We start from the raw sequence: 18,397 nt of genomic DNA on the forward strand, positions 1-18,397 counted from the left end.
ATCATTTATAATATTAACCTCTTAATAGCCAATATAATATGTATACACAAATTGACATTGAATCGCATTTTGACGGAAAGCTAAAAATCGCTTACCTCAATCAGCCGGAAACGATGAATGCACTTACAAAACCATCTTTATCAGATCTTAAAGATTTTGTTAAAGAATGTAGTGAAGATCCTACCGTAAGATGTGTTGCCATTTCGGGAAGAGGAAGAGCTTTTTGTTCCGGTCAGAATCTGGATGATGCTTTTGTACAGGGTAATGAACATCATGACAATGACATTATCAGAAAAATTGTAACAGACTATTACAATCCTTTGGTTACAGAAATTACACGTTGCAGAAAACCTGTAGTTGCTCTAGTTAATGGTCCTGCAGTAGGAGCCGGAGCTATGTTAGCTTTAATTTCTGACTTCGTTTTAGCCGCTGAAAAATCATATTTTTCTCAGGCATTTTCCAACATCGGATTAATTCCTGATACAGGAGGAACATACTTCCTACCGAAATTATTGGGAAGACAATTGGCCAATTATTTAACATTTACAGGGAAAAAATTGTCCGCACAAGAAGCCAAATCTTACGGTTTGGTTGCTGAGGTTTTCAATGAAGAAGAATTTGTTCCAAAATCAATGGAAATCCTTGAAAAAATAGCTAATATGCCGACTGCTGCTATTAAATTGACTAAAAAAGCATTCGCTGCTTCTTACAACAATACATTGAAAGAACAATTGGAGCTGGAAGGAGACTTACAGCAGGAAGCTGCAGAAACAGAAGACTTTAAAGAAGGAGTAAGTGCCTTTTTAGAAAAAAGAAAACCTAATTATAAAGGAAGATAATTAATTTGAAAATGAATTAATTTGAGAATTTGGAAATGAGAAATGACAAGGAAAATGTTATTGTAAATAAGACTTTTGATTTTGCATTGAATATTATTGAATTTTCTGAAGAATTATATAAAGCTAATAGATTTCCTTTAGCAAATCAGATTTTTAAATCAGGTACCTCGATTGGAGCAAATGTGAGAGAAGCCCAAAATGCAGAAAGTAAAGCAGACTTTATTCATAAACTGAAAATTGCAGCCAAAGAAGCTGATGAAACAGAATATTGGCTTTTGTTGTGCTTACAATCTCCTCATCTAAAATCTCCAAACGAAAAATTAACTTCAAAATTAAAAGAAATCATATTAATTCTGTCTAAAATTATTTCAAGTTCGAAACTTAAATAATTTTCAATTAGCTCATTTTCAAATTTTCAAATTTAAAATATGAATGTAGGAATTATCGGTGCCGGAACAATGGGAATCGGCATTGCACAAGTAGCCGCAACGAACGGATGTAAAGTTTGGGTATACGATGCCAACGCAAAACAAGTAGAAACGGCAACCGTAGGTTTGGAAAAAACATTAACCAAATTGGTGGATAAACAAAAAATTTCGGGAGAGAAAATGACTGAAATTTTAGCGAACATTTCCATTGCTACAGAATTGAAGGACTTCAAAGATTGTGAATTGATCATCGAAGCCATCATCGAAAACAAAGAAATTAAAACCAAAGTCTTTACAGAATTAGAGAAACATGTTTCTGAAAGCTGTGTCATTGGTTCCAATACATCCTCTATTTCTATCACCTCTCTTGGTGCGGAATTACAGAAACCGGAGCGTTTCATCGGAATTCACTTTTTTAATCCGGCTCCTTTGATGCCTTTAGTGGAGGTTATTCCTTCCTTATTAACAGAAAAATCTTTAGCGGAAAAAATCTACAATCTGATGAAAGATTGGGGTAAAACTCCGGTGATTGCAAAAGATATTCCCGGATTTATCGTAAACAGAATTGCCCGTCCTTATTATGGGGAAGGATTGAGAATTGTAGAAGAAAATATTGCAACAGTAGAACAGGTAGATGAAGCCATGAAAACAATTGGAAACTTTAAAATGGGACCCTTTGAATTAATGGATTTGATCGGAGTTGATGTAAATTTTTCAGTAACAAAAACTGTTTACAACGAATATTTCTACGATCCGAAATACAAACCATCTCTTCTTCAGCAGAGAATGTCGGAGGCTAAATTTCATGGCCGAAAAACTGGAAAAGGTTTTTATGATTATTCGGAAGGAGCAGAAAAACCTGTTGCAGTAAAAGATGATGCACTGTATCAGCAAATATTCTTGAGAATTATTTCTATGTTAATTAATGAAGCCGTAGAAGCAAAAAGATTAGGCGTAGCGAATGACGAGGATCTCGAACTGGCAATGCAGAAAGGTGTAAACTATCCAAAAGGATTATTGGCTTGGGGAAAAGAAATCGGATATACAAAAATCTCCGAAACCCTTCAAAATCTTTATGAAGAATATCAGGAAGAAAGATACAGACAGAGCCCGTTGCTACGTAAATTAAATTAGACAATTTGAAAATGTACTAATTTGAAAATTGATCACCACAGATTTTCATTTTCAAATTCTCAAATTGATTTAATTTTCAAATTAATATTATGGATATAGACGGATTCAGAGCTGAATTGGAAACAAGGCTCATCATTGAAAAAGAATACATCATTCAGGAGCTTTCTTCGATAAATGATGATCAGGAAAAGCTCGGATTATTAGGTAAATTCAATGAAAAATATAAAGAGTTAATTAAAAGAATCGCCAATGAAGACGGAATTGATTTAAATACTCCTTATCAAATGGAAAATCCGTTACATACTGAAAACCTCACGTATGAGCAGATCATTCTTGGTAAAACCATGAGTATCTACGATAAATTGGTTGATGAGTTATATGAAGAACTAACGCAGATGTAAACACTTTTTTAGACAATTAAAACTATGCTTAAAAGAATTTTTACAAAGAAAAACTTTCTGAGATCTCTTGTACGTGCGGGCATTTTTGTTGTTAGTTTTTGCCTCATTAAATTTCTGTTTTATTATTTCGGATGGGATGATGAAAAAAGCATAAATGTATATGGCTTTGTCTTTTATTTCGTCTTTATGTTTTTAGCTTTCTTCATTTTAGACGGCAGAGATTACACTTGGAGGGATGTAATAAAATTTAAAAATTTAAATAAAAATAAATGAACCCGAGACAGGTTGCAGAATATATGTTTGATCAGGATGCGTTTTCCCAATGGATGAATATCAAACTGATCGATGTAAAAGAAAATTATTGTTTAATAGAAATGCCCATTAAAAAGGAAATGATTAACGGCCTAAAGACGGTTCACGGAGGTGTTACATTTGCTTTTGCAGACTCTGCACTGGCATTTTCGTCCAACAATTCCGGAGATGCAGCCGTTGCATTGAATTGTATCATCAATTTTACCAAAGCCGGAAAAGAAGGTGATGTTTTCAGAGCAGAAAGTATTTTGGCAAACGATACCAGAAAAACTGCTGTTTACGACATTAAAATTACCAATCAAAATGAAGAACTGGTTGCGAAATTTGTTGGGACAGTCTACAAAATCGGAAAAAAAGTAACAGAATTATAAATAAGTGAGAAGCTTCAGGCAATAGGCAGTGAGCTTTTTTTGAAGCTGGTAAAGCCTACTGCATATAGCTTCTAGCCTAAAGCAAAAAAATATGAATAACGTATATATTATAGATTATATCAGAACTCCTATTTCAAAATTACAGGGAGGATTATCGGAAGTAAGAGCAGATGATTTGGCAGCGGTTGTTATTAAAGAAATCGTAGCTAGAAATCCTGAAGTTCCAGTTGAAGAAATTGAGGACGTTATTTTCGGATGTGCCAATCAAGCAGGTGAAGATAACAGAAATGTAGCAAGGATGGGACTTTTATTGGCCGGACTTCCTTACAAAATAGGTGGAGAGACGGTAAATAGACTTTGTGCTTCAGGAATGTCAGCGGTAGCAAATGCTTTCCGTTCGATTGCTTCCGGAGAAGGTGAAATCTATATTGCAGGTGGAGTAGAGCACATGACGCGTTCGCCTTATGTCATGTCAAAGCCAAGTGCGGCTTTCGGAAGAGATAGTCAGATGTTTGATACGACTTTCGGATGGAGATTCGTCAATCCAAAAATGAAAGAATTATACGGAGTTGACGGAATGGGTGACACTGCTGAAAATTTAGCGGATATGCACAATATCAGCCGTGAAGATCAGGATAAATTTGCTCTTTGGTCACAACGAAAAGCAACTAAAGCTCAGGAAAGCGGAAGATTGGCGGAAGAAATTGTAAAAGTTGAAATTCCACAAAGAAAAGGGGAACCGAAAATCTTCGATACAGACGAATTCATCAAACCGACTTCTTCAATGGAAGGATTAGGGAAACTTCGTCCGGCTTTCAGAAAAGAAGGAACAGTAACGGCAGGAAATGCTTCAGGAATGAATGACGGAGCAGCCGCATTAATTTTGGCAAGCGAAGAAGCTGTAAAAAAATATGGTTTAAAACCAAAAGCTAAGATTTTAGGATCATCTGTTGCGGGTGTTGAACCAAGAATTATGGGAATCGGACCTGTTGAAGCGACTCAGAAATTATTAAAAAGACTGAATCTTTCATTAGACGATATGGATATTATCGAGTTGAACGAGGCATTTGCAGCTCAGGCTTTAGCAGTAACAAGAACATTAGGATTAAAAGATGATGATTCAAGAGTAAATCCGAATGGAGGAGCAATTGCCATCGGTCATCCACTTGGAGTTTCGGGAGCAAGGATCGTTGGTTCTGCTGCAATGGAACTTCAGAAACAAAATAAAAAATATGCATTGTGTACGCTTTGTATCGGTGTCGGACAAGGCTACGCAATGATAATTGAAAGAGTTTAATTTGAAAATTTTCAAATTATTTCATTATCAAATTTTAAAATTAAAATTATGAACATCTACTCATATCACGGCATCCGTCCAATAATAAAACCTTCCGCTTACATTCACCCGCAAGCGGTGATCATCGGAAATGTGGAAATTGGCGAAGATGTTTATATCGGTCCGAATGCGGTAATTCGTGGCGACTGGGGTAAAATTATTATTAAAGACGGTGCAAATGTTCAGGAAAACTGTACCCTTCATGTTTTTCCGGGTATTGAAACGATTTTGGAAGAATCCGCACACATCGGTCATGGAGCGATTATTCACTCCGGACATATCGGGAAAAATTGTTTGATCGGAATGAACGCAGTAGTAATGGATAAAGCATATATCGGTGATGAGAGTATTGTCGGGGCATTAGCTTTTGTTCCTGCCAATTTTAAATGTGAGCCGAGAAAGCTGATCGTGGGAAGCCCCGCAAAAATTATCCGTGATGTTTCTGATGAAATGATCAAATGGAAAACAGAAGGGACAAAATTGTATCAGGAATTGGCAAGAGAAGGAAAAGATGCGATTTTACCTTGCGAACCGTTTACAGAATACATTGAGCAGATTCCTACGAAAGTTGTTGATTACAGTATTTGGGATGATGTGAAATAATTTTACAACACAAGAATTAATATGATTAAAAAACTTTTTATTTTCTGCAGTATCATGTTTGCGTTTCAATCTGTGGCTTTTGCACAGACTGCAAATGTAAAACCATTGACTATTGGAGAAATCAGGACGATAAAGTCTAAAATTTTAAATGAAGACAGAATTTTAAACATCTATCTTCCGCAAAATTTTAACAAAACAAAATCTTACCCGATCATCTATCTTTTGGATGGAAGTATGAATGAAGATTTCATTCACGTTACAGGTTTAGTACAATTCTTTAATCAGATGTATTCCATGCCTGAAACCATTGTGGTGGGAATTGCCAATATTGACAGAAAAAGAGACTTTACCTTTCATACGGATTTAAAAGATTTACAGAAAGATTACCCTACAACAGGACATTCGGAGAAGTTTATCAATTTTCTGGAGAAAGAATTAAAACCTTATATCCAAAGTCAATTTAAAACAACGGATAATTATTTATTCGGACAATCATTAGGCGGACTTCTGGCAACTGAGATTTTATTGAAAAACCCTGAAATGTTCAATAATTATTTTATTATCAGTCCGAGTTTGTGGTGGGACGATGAAAGCCTTTTAAAACAGGCTCCTCAATTATTGGCTAAAATTCCGGATACCAAGAAATTTATTTATGTTTCTGTAGGGAAAGGTGAGCATCCGGTGATGGTAAAAGATGCAGAAGATCTATATGATGTTCTGAAGAAATCAAACAAGAAAAACTGGACGGTAGAATATAAAATGATGGAAACAGACAACCATGCAACCATTCTTCACAGAAGTTTATATGAAGGTCTTGTAAAGTTGTTTCCTTATCAGGAACCCAAAAATTAAAATATAACAATATAAAATGTATCATTAAAATAGTTAGTATGTCGTGCTGAGCTTGTCGAAGCATCTCCTTGTAAATTGTTGATACATTGTTAAAGTAAAAACTATATGGAAAAGTTAAAAAACTATATCTACGGCGAATGGGTAGAAGGAAACGGAAACGGAGTTCCTTTGTACAATGCTGTAAACGGTGAGCAGGTTGCCATTTCCGATACGGAAGGTTTAAATTTTGAACAGGCTTTGGACTACGGAAGAACGATAGGGTACAAAAACCTTTCATCCATGACGTTCTACGACCGTGGAGAAATGTTGAAAAAAGTAGCGCTTTACCTATTAGAAAGAAAGAAAAAATATTACGAATTATCTTATAAAACAGGGGCAACTCATGTTGATTCATGGGTGGATATTGAAGGAGGCTTCGGTACTTTCTTCACGTATTCAGGATTGGCAAAAAGAATGCTGCCAAACACGCCGTTTTGGGTGGATGGTGATACTCAGAAAATCTCTGCGAACGGAACTTTCTTAGGAACTCACATTTTAACACCAAGCGAAGGGGTTTCGGTACAAATTAATGCTTACAACTTTCCGGTTTGGGGAATGTTGGAAAAATTATCCACTTCTTTATTGGCAGGGGTTCCTTCAATCGTGAAACCTTCTCCGTTTGGTTCTTATTTAACGAATGCGGTTTTCCAGGATATGATTGAAAGCGGAATTCTTCCGGAAGGTGCTGTTCAATTAGTGTGTGGAGAACCTGGAAATATTCTCGATTATGTTAAGGATGGAGATTCTGTTTTGTTCACGGGTTCTGCGACAACTGGTAGAAAATTAAAATCTTTACCATCAATTGCAGGAAATGCTGTCCGTTTCAATATGGAAGCAGATTCTTTGAACTGCTCGATTCTTGGGCTGGATGCAAAGCCTGGAACCCCGGAATTTGATTTGTTCATCAAAGAAGTTCGTAACGAAATGACTACGAAAGCCGGACAAAAATGTACCGCAATCCGAAGAATTATTGTGCCAGAAAACTTAATTGGCGATGTTCAGCAGGCTTTATCTAAAGCTTTGGACCAGACAAAAATCGGAAACCCATTGAGCAGAGAAACAAGAATGGGTTCTTTGGTTGGAAAACAGCAGTATGATGAGGTATTGAGAAAAGTAAACTTATTAAAAGCGGAAACAGAACTGGTTTATGATGGTAAACATGAGCTTGTAGATGCCAACTATGAAAATGGAGCCTTTATGAGCCCGAAACTGTTCTTAAATGATAAACCTTTCGAAAAAAATATCTCTCACGATGTAGAAGCTTTCGGTCCGGTTTCTACATTAATGCCTTACAAAGATGTGGAAGAAGCAGCGGCATTGGCAAAAAGAGGAAAAGGAAGTTTGGTAGGTTCTATTGTTTCTCACGATGATAATTTTGTAGCAGAAACTTCTTGGAAAATGGCTTCACAGCATGGAAGAATCTTTGTATTGAACAGGGACAGTGCGAAAGAAAGTACAGGTCACGGTTCTCCGCTTCCGACTTTGATGCACGGTGGTCCTGGAAGAGCAGGTGGTGGTGAAGAAATGGGTGGACTGAACGGTCTTCATTTTTTCCTTCAAAAAACAGCCATTCAGGGTTCTCCGGATATTTTAACGGCAATCACGAAAATTTATCAGCAGGGTGCTGAGAAAAAATACTCAGATAAACATCCTTTCCAGAAATATTTTGAAGAAGTTGAAGTTGGAGATTCTTTAGAAACTGCGGGAAGGACAGTAACTGATGCAGATATTGTGAATTTCTCCAATGTTTCATGGGATCATTTCTATGCTCACACCGACGCAACAAGTTTAACAGGAACTATTTTTGATAAAACTGTTGCTCACGGATATTTCATCCTTTCTGCTGCGGCAGGTTTGTTCGTTTCGGGTAAAAAAGGACCTGTTATCGCTAATTATGGATTAGAAAACTGTTCATTCTTTAAACCTGTTTATGCAGGAGATACCATTACGGTTTATTTGACGGCGAAAGAAAAAATCAACAGGGGAGTTAAGGGAAGAAATATTCCTTCTGGTGTTGTGAAATGGTTGGTGGAAGTGGTGAATCAAAGAGATGAGATCGTTTGTGTGGCTACAATTTTAACTTTGGTGGCAAAACAGTCTCCTTTTATTGATTTAAATCTGAAAAATATTCAGAAAATCTTGAATGGTTTGACAGAATCTACCCAGTCAAAATGGGGAAAAATGTCTCCTCAGCAGATGATTGAGCATTTAGAGCATGGTGTTTTGGTAAGTTTAGGCGAACCAGAAGCCGAAAAATGTTTCACTCCCGAAGAGCAATTGGAAAAGTGGCAGGATTCCCTTTACAATCACAGAAAAATGCCGAAAGATTTCCCGGCTCCGTTTTTAGCAGAAGATGAAAAGCTATTGGAATTAAGACATAAAAATCTTGAAGCAGCAAAAACATCTTTCATGGATACGCTGAAGAGATATTCAATTTATTATAAAGAAAATCCACAAGCAGAACACATGAATTTTGTTTTCGGAAAACTGAACAAAGAAATGTGGGAACTGATGCACAAGAAACATTTTACGCATCATTTTGAACAGTTTGGATTGATTTAATTCAGAATTAATCATTATAAAATTTCCCTTTCAGGTATACATTGGAAGGGATTTTTTATTTTGGTATGATAAGAAATGCATAAATTCAGAAATATTCTTTAGTCATGAAATTTTTAAAAACTTCTATTAAAATTGTTTTTTGTACTTTTTCACTTCTATTTGTTTTTTCCTGTTCAGGAAATTCTAAACCAGATAAAGAAGGTTATTTTTCTGAAGAGAAATTTGTTGATAGTCTTAATATTGGTTTAAAAGGAAAAACTAAAATCGAAATTGAGAAATATAGGCATACTGGTCATGGAGATGTGTTTGTATCAATTAATTTTTATAAATTAAAAAAGAAGTGGGTGAAAGGTCAAGAAACTGATGTCGATTTCTGGTACTGTACAAACAGTTTTAAATTTGACAAAGACGGAGTTACTAGTTTAGATGTTCAAATTAGCGATTTCAACAATGATGGCTTCAATGATGTAACTTATCAGAGCGGGGTAGCCGGAAGAGGAGGAAATATAGTGATGACATTATTTGTTTATGATCCAATTAATAAGAACTTTGTTCACATCAGAAACTCAGAGGATTACCCAAATCTGAGTTATAATTCCAAATTAAATTGTATCAATTCTTTAATTTTAACAGGCTCTACTAAAACTACATTTCTTAAAATCAAAAAAGATTCTTTATACGAATTTGCAAGAGTCGATGTTTCCGATAAAATAGTGGTGGAAGAGAAAGACTCTACAGGCAAGTTTAAAACTATTGAAGAAAAACCATTCAAAGGAAATGATTATGATTTCTATAAAACTTTTATAAACTACAAACCTTTAGAATATTAACTTTATTTATGGCTCCTAATCTTAAAATATCCATACATTAAAAGAGGTAATGCGATGATCTGGAATATAAAAACAAGAAGTGAAGGAATTCCTTCAAGATGATTTGCATTAGTTTTAATAAAGAGCTGTTTGCCTAAAGGACCGTTCGAGAATATTACAATATTAAACAAATTCCAGCCCAGATGGAGACCTACAGGAAGATACAGGGATTTTGTTTTAGCAAAGGATACAGCCAGCATCCACCCAAAAATGGCGGTCATTATAAAAATAATTCCCATTTGAAAAGGATTTCCAAATGCATTATATGAAAACCAGTGATAGATGCCAAAGCAAATGGCTGAAAAAAGACAGGCTTTAGTGTTTCCCCATTTTTCAATGATAAGATAAAGTAAAGCTCCTCTGAACAATAATTCTTCAAATAAAACAGACTTTACAACCCACCACAAGCTCATTAATACTGTAGAGGATGTTAATTGTTTATTCAGAACCCGGCTGTTATTGATAAATGCTGTTTCCATGATATGATAAAGACTACAAATAGCTGCTGCCAAAAGAAATCCGATGTACCACTGAGTCAATCTTGTTGGATTGGGCTTCAATCCTAAAACAGAAAGATTCTTTTTGGGTACAAATTTAAGGAGAAGCCATGAAATGATAAGTTCAATAATAATCCCAATCATTTGGTTATAAGTTTTAATTGAATATAAGTGTTATTTGCTGAAAACTAATATAATAAAAAAATAAATGGGTGTTAAATATTGAAAATATTTTCGTCCGGTTTCTATTGATAAATAACTTTAAGTCGATGATTTAACTTTTGTAATGATTCAATAAAATTTAAAATTATTTCATTTGGAAATTTTAAACCTTTAGAATGTTAAAAAATTCAATTTTAATTCAAAAATAATATAGATATTTGATGAAGCTACTTTTAATAAATAAAATACTATGGAATTAAGGTTTTTCAAAGATTTTGACTTTACAAATTTTTGGAGTGAGTGCAGTTATTCGTCAAAAGACTATATAGAGGATTTTCCTGGTGATGAAATAATCACTGAAGTTGAAGATAAATTAGGATATCAGCTTCCGGGATCTTATATCGAACTGATGAGACTGCAAAATGGTGGATTGGTGAACAAATCATGTTTTGCTACTACTGAAAGTGTTTCTTGGGCAGAAGATCATGTTGCCATTACCGGAATTATGGCAATCGGGAAAGGAAAGAAATATTCGTTGTGTGGAGAATTGGGAAGCCAGTTTATGATTGATGAATGGGGATATCCTTCCGATGGTATTTATATTTGTGACTGTCCTTCAGCTGGACATGATATGATTCTGCTTGACTATTCTGCATGTGGTAAAAACGGAGAGCCGGAAGTGGTGCATGTAGATCAGGAAAATAATTTTAAGAAAACTTTCTTAGCAAAAGACTTTGAAACTTTTATTAGAGGACTAAGACAGGAAGAAGAATTGGAAGTAGGATAATACTACCACTTATATGAAAAATAAAACTTTTGCAGAAAAGGTAATTGAGTTTAATAAAAATTTGAACTATTCAGGATCATTGCCTGAAGACTTTCAGGTTTTGAATCCATATCTGGATAATCCTGAAACGATAATCGTGATGCAAAAGTTTTATCATAAATATTATAACGATTTCAACATAAGAAAATTTATTATAGGAATTAATCCAAGCCGTCACGGAGCTAGAGTAACAGGAGTGCCTTTTACAGACACGAAACGTCTGGAAAACATTTGCGGAATTACAATGAAATCGGCATACACCCATGAAGTTTCTTCGGTTTTTATGTACGATATGATTGATCAGTATGGAGGAGCAGAAGAGTTTTATAAAAATATCTATATCAATTCTCCATTTCCTCTGGCTATTGTAAGAAAATCAAAAAATGGCTGGCTGAATGCCAATTATTATGATGATAAAGCACTCTTTAATGATGTAAAAGATTTTATGATTGAATCCTTAAAGAAACATCTCAGTTTAAATCTTATTACCTCGGAGGTTTTTGTTTTAGGAAAGAAAAATGCCGATTTTATTTCAAAATTAAATAGTGAAGCACATCTTTTCGAAAAAATGACTGTTTTGGAACATCCAAGATATATTCAGCAATATAAATCAAAAGAAAAACAATTTTATATTGATAAATATATTATAGCCCTTAATAATAATTATTCATCTATATAATTTTAATATGCCTTGGAATCCTGATGTTTATAACCAGTTTAAGGAAACACGTAATCTTCCTTTCTTTGATCTGATGCAGTTTGTTTCTTCTGAGGGTTTGAAAAAAGCTATTGACATCGGCTGCGGAACGGGAGAACAGACGCATATACTTTCAGAAAAATTTCCCAATACCGAATTTTTAGGCATTGACTCCTCTTCGGAAATGTTGGAAAAATCAAAAGCATTTGAAAATGAACTTTTAAGTTTTGAACAAAAAACAGTTGAAGAACTATATAATTCTACCGACAAATGGGATTTGATCTTTAGCAATGCTGCTTTGCAATGGTCGGATGATCATAAAAAGCTGTTTCCAAAATTACTTTCCTTATTAAGTGAAAACGGTCAGTTTGCTGTACAAATGCCACTTCAGACAGAAAATATGCTCAATCAGATTTTATTTCAGCTTGCATCGGAAGAACCTTATAAAACGCATCTTCAAAGCTGGAACAGAGTTTCTCCCGTTTTAAGCTTGGATGAATATTCAGGAATGATGTTTGAATATGGTTTGAAAAATCTTCATATCTCAGTCAGGGTGTATCCGATTATTGCCGAAGACGTGGTAAAATTTTTTCAGTTTATTTCCGGCTCGGCATTGATTCCTTATCTAGAAAGGCTGGAAGGAAATATCAAACAACACTTCATTGAAGAATATAAAAAGAGGATTGCTGAAAAATTTGAAAAATTTCCGGCGATCTATGCATTCAAAAGAATATTGCTGTACGGCAGGAAATAAAATTCTGAACAATGCAGGTTTTGCCGGCTAAAATTATCTCTTTAGTTTTCTTAAGAGACCTTTATTTAGTATTTTTGTATAAATCCAATAGATACTAAAAATGAGTGATTTTGTAACATCAGAAATTAACAATAATATTGCCGAAATTACATTCGGAACGGCAAAAAGTAATTCTCTTCCCGGAGCAATTCTTGAAAAATTAGCCCAAACTATTCTGGACGAAGGAGCTAAAGCAGAAGTAAAAGCTATCCTTGTAAAAAGTGAAGGCGCAAAAGCTTTTTGTGCAGGAGCTAGCTTTGATGAGTTATTGGCTATTGAAGAACTTGAAGCTTCTACCCAGTTCTTTGGTGGTTTTGCCAAAGTGCTGAATGCTATGAGAAATTGCGGGAAAATAGTTGTGGTAAGAGTTCAGGGTAAAACAACAGGAGGTGGAGTAGGTCTAGCGTGTGGTGCTGATTACTGCTTTGCAACAAAAGATTCCGCATTGGCTTTAACGGAAATCAACCTAGGAATTGGTCCTTTCGTTATCGGTCCTTATGTAGAAAGAAAAATAGGGAAATCACAATTCTCGGCTATGGCTATTGATGCAGATTTCAGATCGGCAGCATGGGCAGAACAGCATAATATTTACCATTCGGTTTCTGAAACAATAGAAGAAATGGATGTGCAGCTGGAGAAGTTTTTAAATACCCTTTCTACCAGAAGTGAAGAAGCTTTGGCTTTAATTAAGAAAGTTTCCTGGGAAGGGACAGATCATTTCAATGAATTGATGCCTGCAAGAATTCATATGAGTGCAAGTCTTATTTTGGAAGATTCTGCCAAGAGAAATATTGAAGCCATCAAGGAAAGATTGAGAGCAAAATAAATTATTCATAATATATTGAATGAAACCATTGAAATTTTTCAATGGTTTTTATTTTTATTGTTTTTTTTTTTTTTTTTTGTTCTGTATGTATTGAACCATTAATCAATCGTTTGTTTATTTGTAAATTTATTATGTAACCCATTGCATAAATATTAATATGTTAAAATTTTAACTAATATTTGGATATGTTAATGTTTATTAACATATTTGCAGCATTATTATTAAATTTTGTTAATATGAAGTTAAGATTGTCATTAATAACTACTGCTGTTCTGTTCTTTGCAGGCGGCCAGATGGTTGAAGCACAGAGGACTAAAAAGGATACAGCAACTACTGAAAAACAAATTGATGAAGTTGTAATTGTTGCTTATGGTACTCAGAAAAAAGAAACATTAGTGGGCTCTAATACAGAAATTAAAGCTAAGCAATTTGCAGATCGTCCTATTTCCAACATCGGGCAGGCAATAGATGGGGCAAGTCCGGGGGTGAAAGTTTCGACAGGAACTGGGCAGCCGGGAAGTGCTCCTAGTATTCAGGTAAGGGGGATCGGTTCGTATGGAATTTCTACATCTCCTTTGTATGTAGTAGATGGTGTTATTTATACAGGATCTTTATCTGCAATTAACCCAAATGATATTGCCTCTTTTAATATTCTTAAAGATGCTGCCTCTACATCACTGTATGGTTCTGCTGCTGCAAACGGGGTTGTTTTAATCACAACTAAATCTGGTAGAAAAGGGACCGATGTTCTTAACTTTAATATGAGTACAGGATATGTTGGGAGATCTATTCCAGAATATGACAGAGTAGATGTATATCAATATTACCCTTTAATCTGGGAAGCTATAAGAAACGGAAGGTTCACAACGAACCCTGCTGCAGGTCTTGCTGCAGCCAATACTTTTGCAACAAACAATTTGATATCAGGAATATTAAAGACAAATGTTTTTAATGTGGCAGATAATCTGTTGGTGGTTGATGGAGTATTGAATCCCAACGCTCAATTGAAGTATACAGATTTGGATTGGCAAGGTCCATTAATGAAAACAGGTTTTAGACAGAATTATGAGCTAAATTATAGTGGAGGAACTAACAAAACCACTTATTTTTCTTCAGCAAGTTATACTAATGAAACAGGGTATCTTATAAAATCTGATTTTGAACGATTCACTGCCAGGTTGAAAGTGGATTCTCAAATCAAAAGCTGGCTTAAATTAGGAACAAGTATCAGTGGGGTTTCATCAAATGGTAATAACTCTATTGATGGTGCTGATAACAATTCTGCATACATTAATCCATATAACTGGACAAGAACAATGGGCCCGATATATAGTCCATATGCTCATGATCCTAATACATTTGCAACATTGTATGATGCGGCTGGAAATATAGTATATGACGCGGGAGGAGCAAGAGGAGCTGATGCGGCGGCAGGAAGAAACATAATTCAGGAAACACTTTTAAATAAAGATATTTCTAAAAATTATTATATTATTTCCAGATCTTATGCAGAATTTAAAGTTGATCCGTATTTGACACTATCTACCAATGTAGGATATGATATAAGAAACAACAGAAGAAGCAGATATGTCAATAAAATTATAGGAGATGCAGCTCCTGCTGGTGCGGCTGAAAAAACCACATTTACAGAGCAAACTCTTACCTGGAACCAATTATTAAATTATAAACGTAAATTTGGATCTCATAACTTTGAATTCTTGTTAGGTCATGAAAATTATAAATATATTTATGAATATTTCAATGCTTACAAACAAGGGCAAACAGTAGACGATAATGATGAATTAATCAATTTTGTAACCCCAACGACGGTAACTTCACAAACCGATAATTATAAAAAAGAGAGTGTTTTCTCGAGATTGAATTACGATTATAAATCTAAATATTTATTATCAGGTTCCATAAGATGGGACGCATCTTCAAGGTTTGCTAAAGATGTAAGATGGAATTCATTCTGGTCAGTAGGAGCCGGATGGAGAGTTAAGGGTGAGGATTTCTTGCATGACTCAAGAATAGTGAGCGAACTTAAGTTAAGAGGTTCTTATGGGGAAGTTGGAAATGATGGAACAAATAGCTACTATATGTATAAGAGTACTTATACTTTAGGATATAACAACGCGCAGGAACCTGGAATTTTATTTGGTTTCCTAGCAGACCCGTCCATCACTTGGGAATCTAATAAGCAAACCGACTTTGGAGTGGATTTTGGTTTCTTAAATAATAGAATTACAGGTTCAGTAGATTATTATAATAGAATTACGGATGATCTTATTTTCCCTGTTCCTGTTCCTGTATCAAGTGGGGTTCCTGGAACCAGTATCAGCAAGAATGTTGGAACTATGTACAACAGAGGTTTCGAATTTGCGTTAAGTGCAGATGTGATTAAAAATGATAACTTTACATGGAGTATCAATGCTAATGCATCTACCCTTAAAAACCAAGTGACAGAATTGTCACAAGGAATCACTGAGATTATTAACGGAACTAAAAAAGTTTCAGTTGGACATTCAGTGTATGATTATTGGTTGAGACAATGGTATGGGGTTGATCCAGCTGATGGCTCACCATTATTCTTAGTTGCTGATGCTTATGCTGGTACTACAGCTTCTGATATCAGAACGGTAAACGGAACACAGGTAACAACTAACTTTAATAAAGCTAAATATGACTATTCAGGATCTGCTATTCCTGATCTGTTTGGTAGTTTTGGAACATCAATTTCTTATAAGCAATGGTCATTATCCACGATGTTTACTTATCAGTTAGGAGGTATGACTTATGATTCTAATTACCAGTCTTTGATGTCTAGTTACTCTCAAGGAGGTGCTTTAAGTACGGATATTTTGAATAGATGGACAACACCTGGACAAATCACGGATGTACCGGCATTAAATTCTTCAACATATACGAGCTCAAATGCAGCATCTAGCAGATGGTTGGTAAAATCAGACTTCATCACTTTCAGACAAGCTACTTTAGGATATAGCTTCAGCCCGCAAACTATTTCACAGTATGGTTTAACTTCATTAAGATTACTTTTATCAGGTGAAAACATCTGGAGTAAAACTGCTAGAAAAGGACTAGAACCTACACAATCATTTAATGGAACAACAACAAACAGATATACTCCGGCCAGAATTGTTACAATAGGATTTAGCTTATCATTCTAAAATTTAAGATTATGAAAAATATTATAAAAAGACAATATAAAAAAATTGCGATATTATCCTCAGCATTATTGGTACTTTCATTTAGTTCATCTTGTAGCAGTGATTATTTGGAAACAGATCCAACAACGGCAGTTTCTGAGGAATCAGCTTATTCAAGTGCTTCTAACCTGAGTGCTATTATTAATGGTATGCATAGGGATCTGTATTATAGACAAAATAACAGTCAGGGACAAAACGGGCAAGGAGGAATTATGATTATGATGGATGCCTTAGGAGAAGATTTGGTCTTCCCTTCTACCGGTAACGGTTGGTATGTTTCAACAGTAAGGTGGCAGGATCAGGTAAATGAAAACGGATCTAATGATTTTTATCCTTTCCAATTTTACTATGCCTTGATTAGAAATGCTAATCTTGTTATTGCAAACGGACCTGCGGTTCCAACTCCTACTGCAGCAGATGTAGCTATTGTAAAGCAAGCTATCGGTGAAGCATACGCATTCAGAGCATTCAGTTATTACATGTTGGTTCAACTCTATGGAAAAAGATATATTCCTAATACAACGAATAGTCAGCTGGGAGTTCCTATCAGATTGGTGGCGAATGAAGTTCCATTACCAAGAAATACAGTAGAAGAAGTATATACTCAGATTAATAGTGATATTGCTGAAGCCTTAACAAGATTAGGTAGTTCAAGACCAACAAAATCCCATTTTAATGATAAGGTAGTATTAGGCTTAAGAGCAAGAGTGGCTCTTACTCAGGGCAACTATACTTTGGCAATATCTTCTGCTCAGCAGGCTAGATCAGCTTCAACTTTGATGGATAATGCAACATATGTTGCTGGATTTAACAATTTGGAAGGAAATGGAGAATGGATATGGGGGGCTACTATTATTGCGGATCAGACTGATTATTTTGGAAATTTTGGGGCTTATATGTCAAGAAATTATAACTCTACTAATATCAGACAGAATCCTAAAGCAATGAACAGCAAGCTATATGCACTATTTCCAAATACAGATATTAGAAAGAAACTTGTAGATCCTACAGGGAATCATGCAGGAGCAGTAGCTTCTCCTCCAAGTCCAGCAATACCAGCTGTTTCTTTACCTTCAACGTATTCGAAATTCCCATATACAAGTCAAAAATTCTTGTCTGTAAGTGCTTCAGACAGTAGATTGGATGTGCCTTATATGAGAGCTGCTGAAATGTATCTTATCGAGGCTGAAGCTAAAGCAAGATTGGGTGATGAAGTAGGATCAAAAGTTGTATTCAACGCATTTTCTACCAATAGAAACCCTGCATATACTGGAGCAACTACTACCGGAACTGCTTATATTACGGAAATTTTGAACAGTAGAAGAATAGAGCTTTGGGGAGAAGGATTCAGGTTCTTCGATCTTAAGAGATTGAATTTGGGATTAGACAGAACTGGAGCTAATCATTCCGCGGTTGTTGTTAATAATGTATTGACTGTTGCTAATACAGATAATAGATGGGAATTCTTGATCCCTAGAGCGGAGATCAATGCTAACCCACTTATCGTGCAAAATCCATTGTAATTCTTATTCAAATTTTAATATTTTTTAAACCTTGCCTCAATAGGCAAGGTTTTTTTATTTTTTTCATCAAAAGAATGAAATTTTATAGTTTTTCTTTAGG

Annotated in this window: 17 protein-coding genes; 16 read left to right on the forward strand and 1 reads right to left on the reverse strand. The window is 35.1% G+C overall.

The features are described from left to right. The first annotated feature begins 38 nt into the window (after window positions 1–38). The 10 genes from P0Y62_15920 to P0Y62_15965 all read left to right on the forward strand — a co-directional run bounded on the left by P0Y62_15920 (window position 39) and on the right by P0Y62_15965 (window position 9,707). Window positions 39–839, forward strand: coding sequence for an enoyl-CoA hydratase-related protein (locus P0Y62_15920; GenBank protein WEK69324.1), 801 nt, complete (start codon window positions 39–41; stop codon window positions 837–839). Window positions 840–874: 35 nt separating this feature from the next. Continuing rightward, window positions 875–1,228, forward strand: a complete 354-nt coding sequence (locus P0Y62_15925) for a four helix bundle protein (GenBank protein ID WEK69325.1) — start codon at window positions 875–877, stop codon at window positions 1,226–1,228. Window positions 1,229–1,267: 39 nt separating this feature from the next. Next, window positions 1,268–2,401, forward strand: a complete 1,134-nt coding sequence (locus P0Y62_15930) for a 3-hydroxyacyl-CoA dehydrogenase NAD-binding domain-containing protein (protein ID WEK69326.1) — start codon at window positions 1,268–1,270, stop codon at window positions 2,399–2,401. 89 nt (window positions 2,402–2,490) lie between these two features. Then, window positions 2,491–2,802 carry a hypothetical protein gene (locus P0Y62_15935; GenBank protein ID WEK69327.1) on the forward strand — a complete coding sequence of 104 codons (312 nt, stop codon included), beginning with the start codon at window positions 2,491–2,493 and terminating at the stop codon, window positions 2,800–2,802. A 269-nt stretch (window positions 2,803–3,071) separates the two neighbouring features. Continuing rightward, window positions 3,072–3,485 (forward strand): PaaI family thioesterase, encoded by a 414-nt coding sequence (locus P0Y62_15940; GenBank protein ID WEK69328.1) that lies wholly within the window; start codon window positions 3,072–3,074, stop codon window positions 3,483–3,485. Between the two features lie 91 nt (window positions 3,486–3,576). Continuing rightward, complete coding sequence (gene pcaF, locus P0Y62_15945) at window positions 3,577–4,782, forward strand: 3-oxoadipyl-CoA thiolase (GenBank protein WEK69329.1); 1,206 nt, start codon at window positions 3,577–3,579, stop codon at window positions 4,780–4,782. A gap of 48 nt (window positions 4,783–4,830) precedes the next feature. After that, entirely contained in the window at window positions 4,831–5,424 is a 594-nt protein-coding gene (locus P0Y62_15950; protein ID WEK69330.1) for a transferase hexapeptide repeat family protein, read from the forward strand. A gap of 21 nt (window positions 5,425–5,445) precedes the next feature. Continuing rightward, window positions 5,446–6,276 (forward strand): alpha/beta hydrolase-fold protein, encoded by an 831-nt coding sequence (locus P0Y62_15955; protein ID WEK69331.1) that lies wholly within the window; start codon window positions 5,446–5,448, stop codon window positions 6,274–6,276. Window positions 6,277–6,381: 105 nt separating this feature from the next. Next, a complete protein-coding gene (gene paaZ / locus P0Y62_15960) occupies window positions 6,382–8,877 on the forward strand; it encodes a phenylacetic acid degradation bifunctional protein PaaZ (protein WEK69332.1) in 2,496 nt (831 codons plus the stop codon). A gap of 104 nt (window positions 8,878–8,981) precedes the next feature. Beyond that, window positions 8,982–9,707 carry a hypothetical protein gene (locus P0Y62_15965; protein ID WEK69333.1) on the forward strand — a complete coding sequence of 242 codons (726 nt, stop codon included), beginning with the start codon at window positions 8,982–8,984 and terminating at the stop codon, window positions 9,705–9,707. Between the two features lie 2 nt (window positions 9,708–9,709). Here P0Y62_15965 and P0Y62_15970 read toward each other — a convergent pair whose 3' ends face one another. After that, entirely contained in the window at window positions 9,710–10,387 is a 678-nt protein-coding gene (locus P0Y62_15970; GenBank protein WEK69334.1) for a CPBP family intramembrane metalloprotease, read from the reverse strand. A 268-nt stretch (window positions 10,388–10,655) separates the two neighbouring features. On the opposite strand from P0Y62_15970, the gene P0Y62_15975 reads away from it, so the two are divergent. The 6 genes from P0Y62_15975 to P0Y62_16000 all read left to right on the forward strand — a co-directional run bounded on the left by P0Y62_15975 (window position 10,656) and on the right by P0Y62_16000 (window position 18,297). Further along, window positions 10,656–11,192 (forward strand): SMI1/KNR4 family protein, encoded by a 537-nt coding sequence (locus P0Y62_15975; GenBank protein WEK69335.1) that lies wholly within the window; start codon window positions 10,656–10,658, stop codon window positions 11,190–11,192. A gap of 13 nt (window positions 11,193–11,205) precedes the next feature. Next, complete coding sequence (locus P0Y62_15980) at window positions 11,206–11,910, forward strand: SMUG2 DNA glycosylase family protein (GenBank protein ID WEK69336.1); 705 nt, start codon at window positions 11,206–11,208, stop codon at window positions 11,908–11,910. A gap of 7 nt (window positions 11,911–11,917) precedes the next feature. Further along, window positions 11,918–12,682: a methyltransferase domain-containing protein gene (locus tag P0Y62_15985; GenBank protein ID WEK69337.1), complete on the forward strand. Its 765-nt coding sequence runs from the start codon at window positions 11,918–11,920 to the stop codon at window positions 12,680–12,682. Window positions 12,683–12,782: 100 nt separating this feature from the next. Further along, a complete protein-coding gene (locus tag P0Y62_15990) occupies window positions 12,783–13,547 on the forward strand; it encodes an enoyl-CoA hydratase/isomerase family protein (protein WEK69338.1) in 765 nt (254 codons plus the stop codon). Window positions 13,548–13,783: 236 nt separating this feature from the next. Further along, window positions 13,784–16,735 carry a SusC/RagA family TonB-linked outer membrane protein gene (locus tag P0Y62_15995; protein ID WEK69339.1) on the forward strand — a complete coding sequence of 984 codons (2,952 nt, stop codon included), beginning with the start codon at window positions 13,784–13,786 and terminating at the stop codon, window positions 16,733–16,735. Between the two features lie 11 nt (window positions 16,736–16,746). Beyond that, on the forward strand, window positions 16,747–18,297 hold the full coding sequence (locus P0Y62_16000; protein ID WEK69340.1) for a RagB/SusD family nutrient uptake outer membrane protein: 1,551 nt from the start codon (window positions 16,747–16,749) through the stop codon (window positions 18,295–18,297). Window positions 18,298–18,397: the final 100 nt, after the last annotated feature.

The organism is Candidatus Chryseobacterium colombiense (assembly GCA_029203185.1).
Taxonomy (GTDB): domain Bacteria; phylum Bacteroidota; class Bacteroidia; order Flavobacteriales; family Weeksellaceae; genus Chryseobacterium; species Chryseobacterium colombiense.

Bases quoted from the DNA above. Each gene is read 5' to 3' on its own strand.
- P0Y62_15920 (WEK69324.1), top strand. From the start codon at position 39: ATGTATACACAAATTGACATTGAATCGCATTTTGACGGAAAGCTAAAA.
- P0Y62_15925 (WEK69325.1), top strand. From the start codon at position 875: ATGAGAAATGACAAGGAAAATGTTATTGTAAATAAGACTTTTGATTTT.
- P0Y62_15930 (WEK69326.1), top strand. From the start codon at position 1,268: ATGAATGTAGGAATTATCGGTGCCGGAACAATGGGAATCGGCATTGCA.
- P0Y62_15935 (WEK69327.1), top strand. From the start codon at position 2,491: ATGGATATAGACGGATTCAGAGCTGAATTGGAAACAAGGCTCATCATT.
- P0Y62_15940 (WEK69328.1), top strand. From the start codon at position 3,072: ATGAACCCGAGACAGGTTGCAGAATATATGTTTGATCAGGATGCGTTT.
- pcaF (WEK69329.1), top strand. From the start codon at position 3,577: ATGAATAACGTATATATTATAGATTATATCAGAACTCCTATTTCAAAA.
- P0Y62_15950 (WEK69330.1), top strand. From the start codon at position 4,831: ATGAACATCTACTCATATCACGGCATCCGTCCAATAATAAAACCTTCC.
- P0Y62_15955 (WEK69331.1), top strand. From the start codon at position 5,446: ATGATTAAAAAACTTTTTATTTTCTGCAGTATCATGTTTGCGTTTCAA.
- paaZ (WEK69332.1), top strand. From the start codon at position 6,382: ATGGAAAAGTTAAAAAACTATATCTACGGCGAATGGGTAGAAGGAAAC.
- P0Y62_15965 (WEK69333.1), top strand. From the start codon at position 8,982: ATGAAATTTTTAAAAACTTCTATTAAAATTGTTTTTTGTACTTTTTCA.
- P0Y62_15970 (WEK69334.1), bottom strand. From the start codon at position 10,387: ATGATTGGGATTATTATTGAACTTATCATTTCATGGCTTCTCCTTAAA.
- P0Y62_15975 (WEK69335.1), top strand. From the start codon at position 10,656: ATGGAATTAAGGTTTTTCAAAGATTTTGACTTTACAAATTTTTGGAGT.
- P0Y62_15980 (WEK69336.1), top strand. From the start codon at position 11,206: ATGAAAAATAAAACTTTTGCAGAAAAGGTAATTGAGTTTAATAAAAAT.
- P0Y62_15985 (WEK69337.1), top strand. From the start codon at position 11,918: ATGCCTTGGAATCCTGATGTTTATAACCAGTTTAAGGAAACACGTAAT.
- P0Y62_15990 (WEK69338.1), top strand. From the start codon at position 12,783: ATGAGTGATTTTGTAACATCAGAAATTAACAATAATATTGCCGAAATT.
- P0Y62_15995 (WEK69339.1), top strand. From the start codon at position 13,784: ATGAAGTTAAGATTGTCATTAATAACTACTGCTGTTCTGTTCTTTGCA.
- P0Y62_16000 (WEK69340.1), top strand. From the start codon at position 16,747: ATGAAAAATATTATAAAAAGACAATATAAAAAAATTGCGATATTATCC.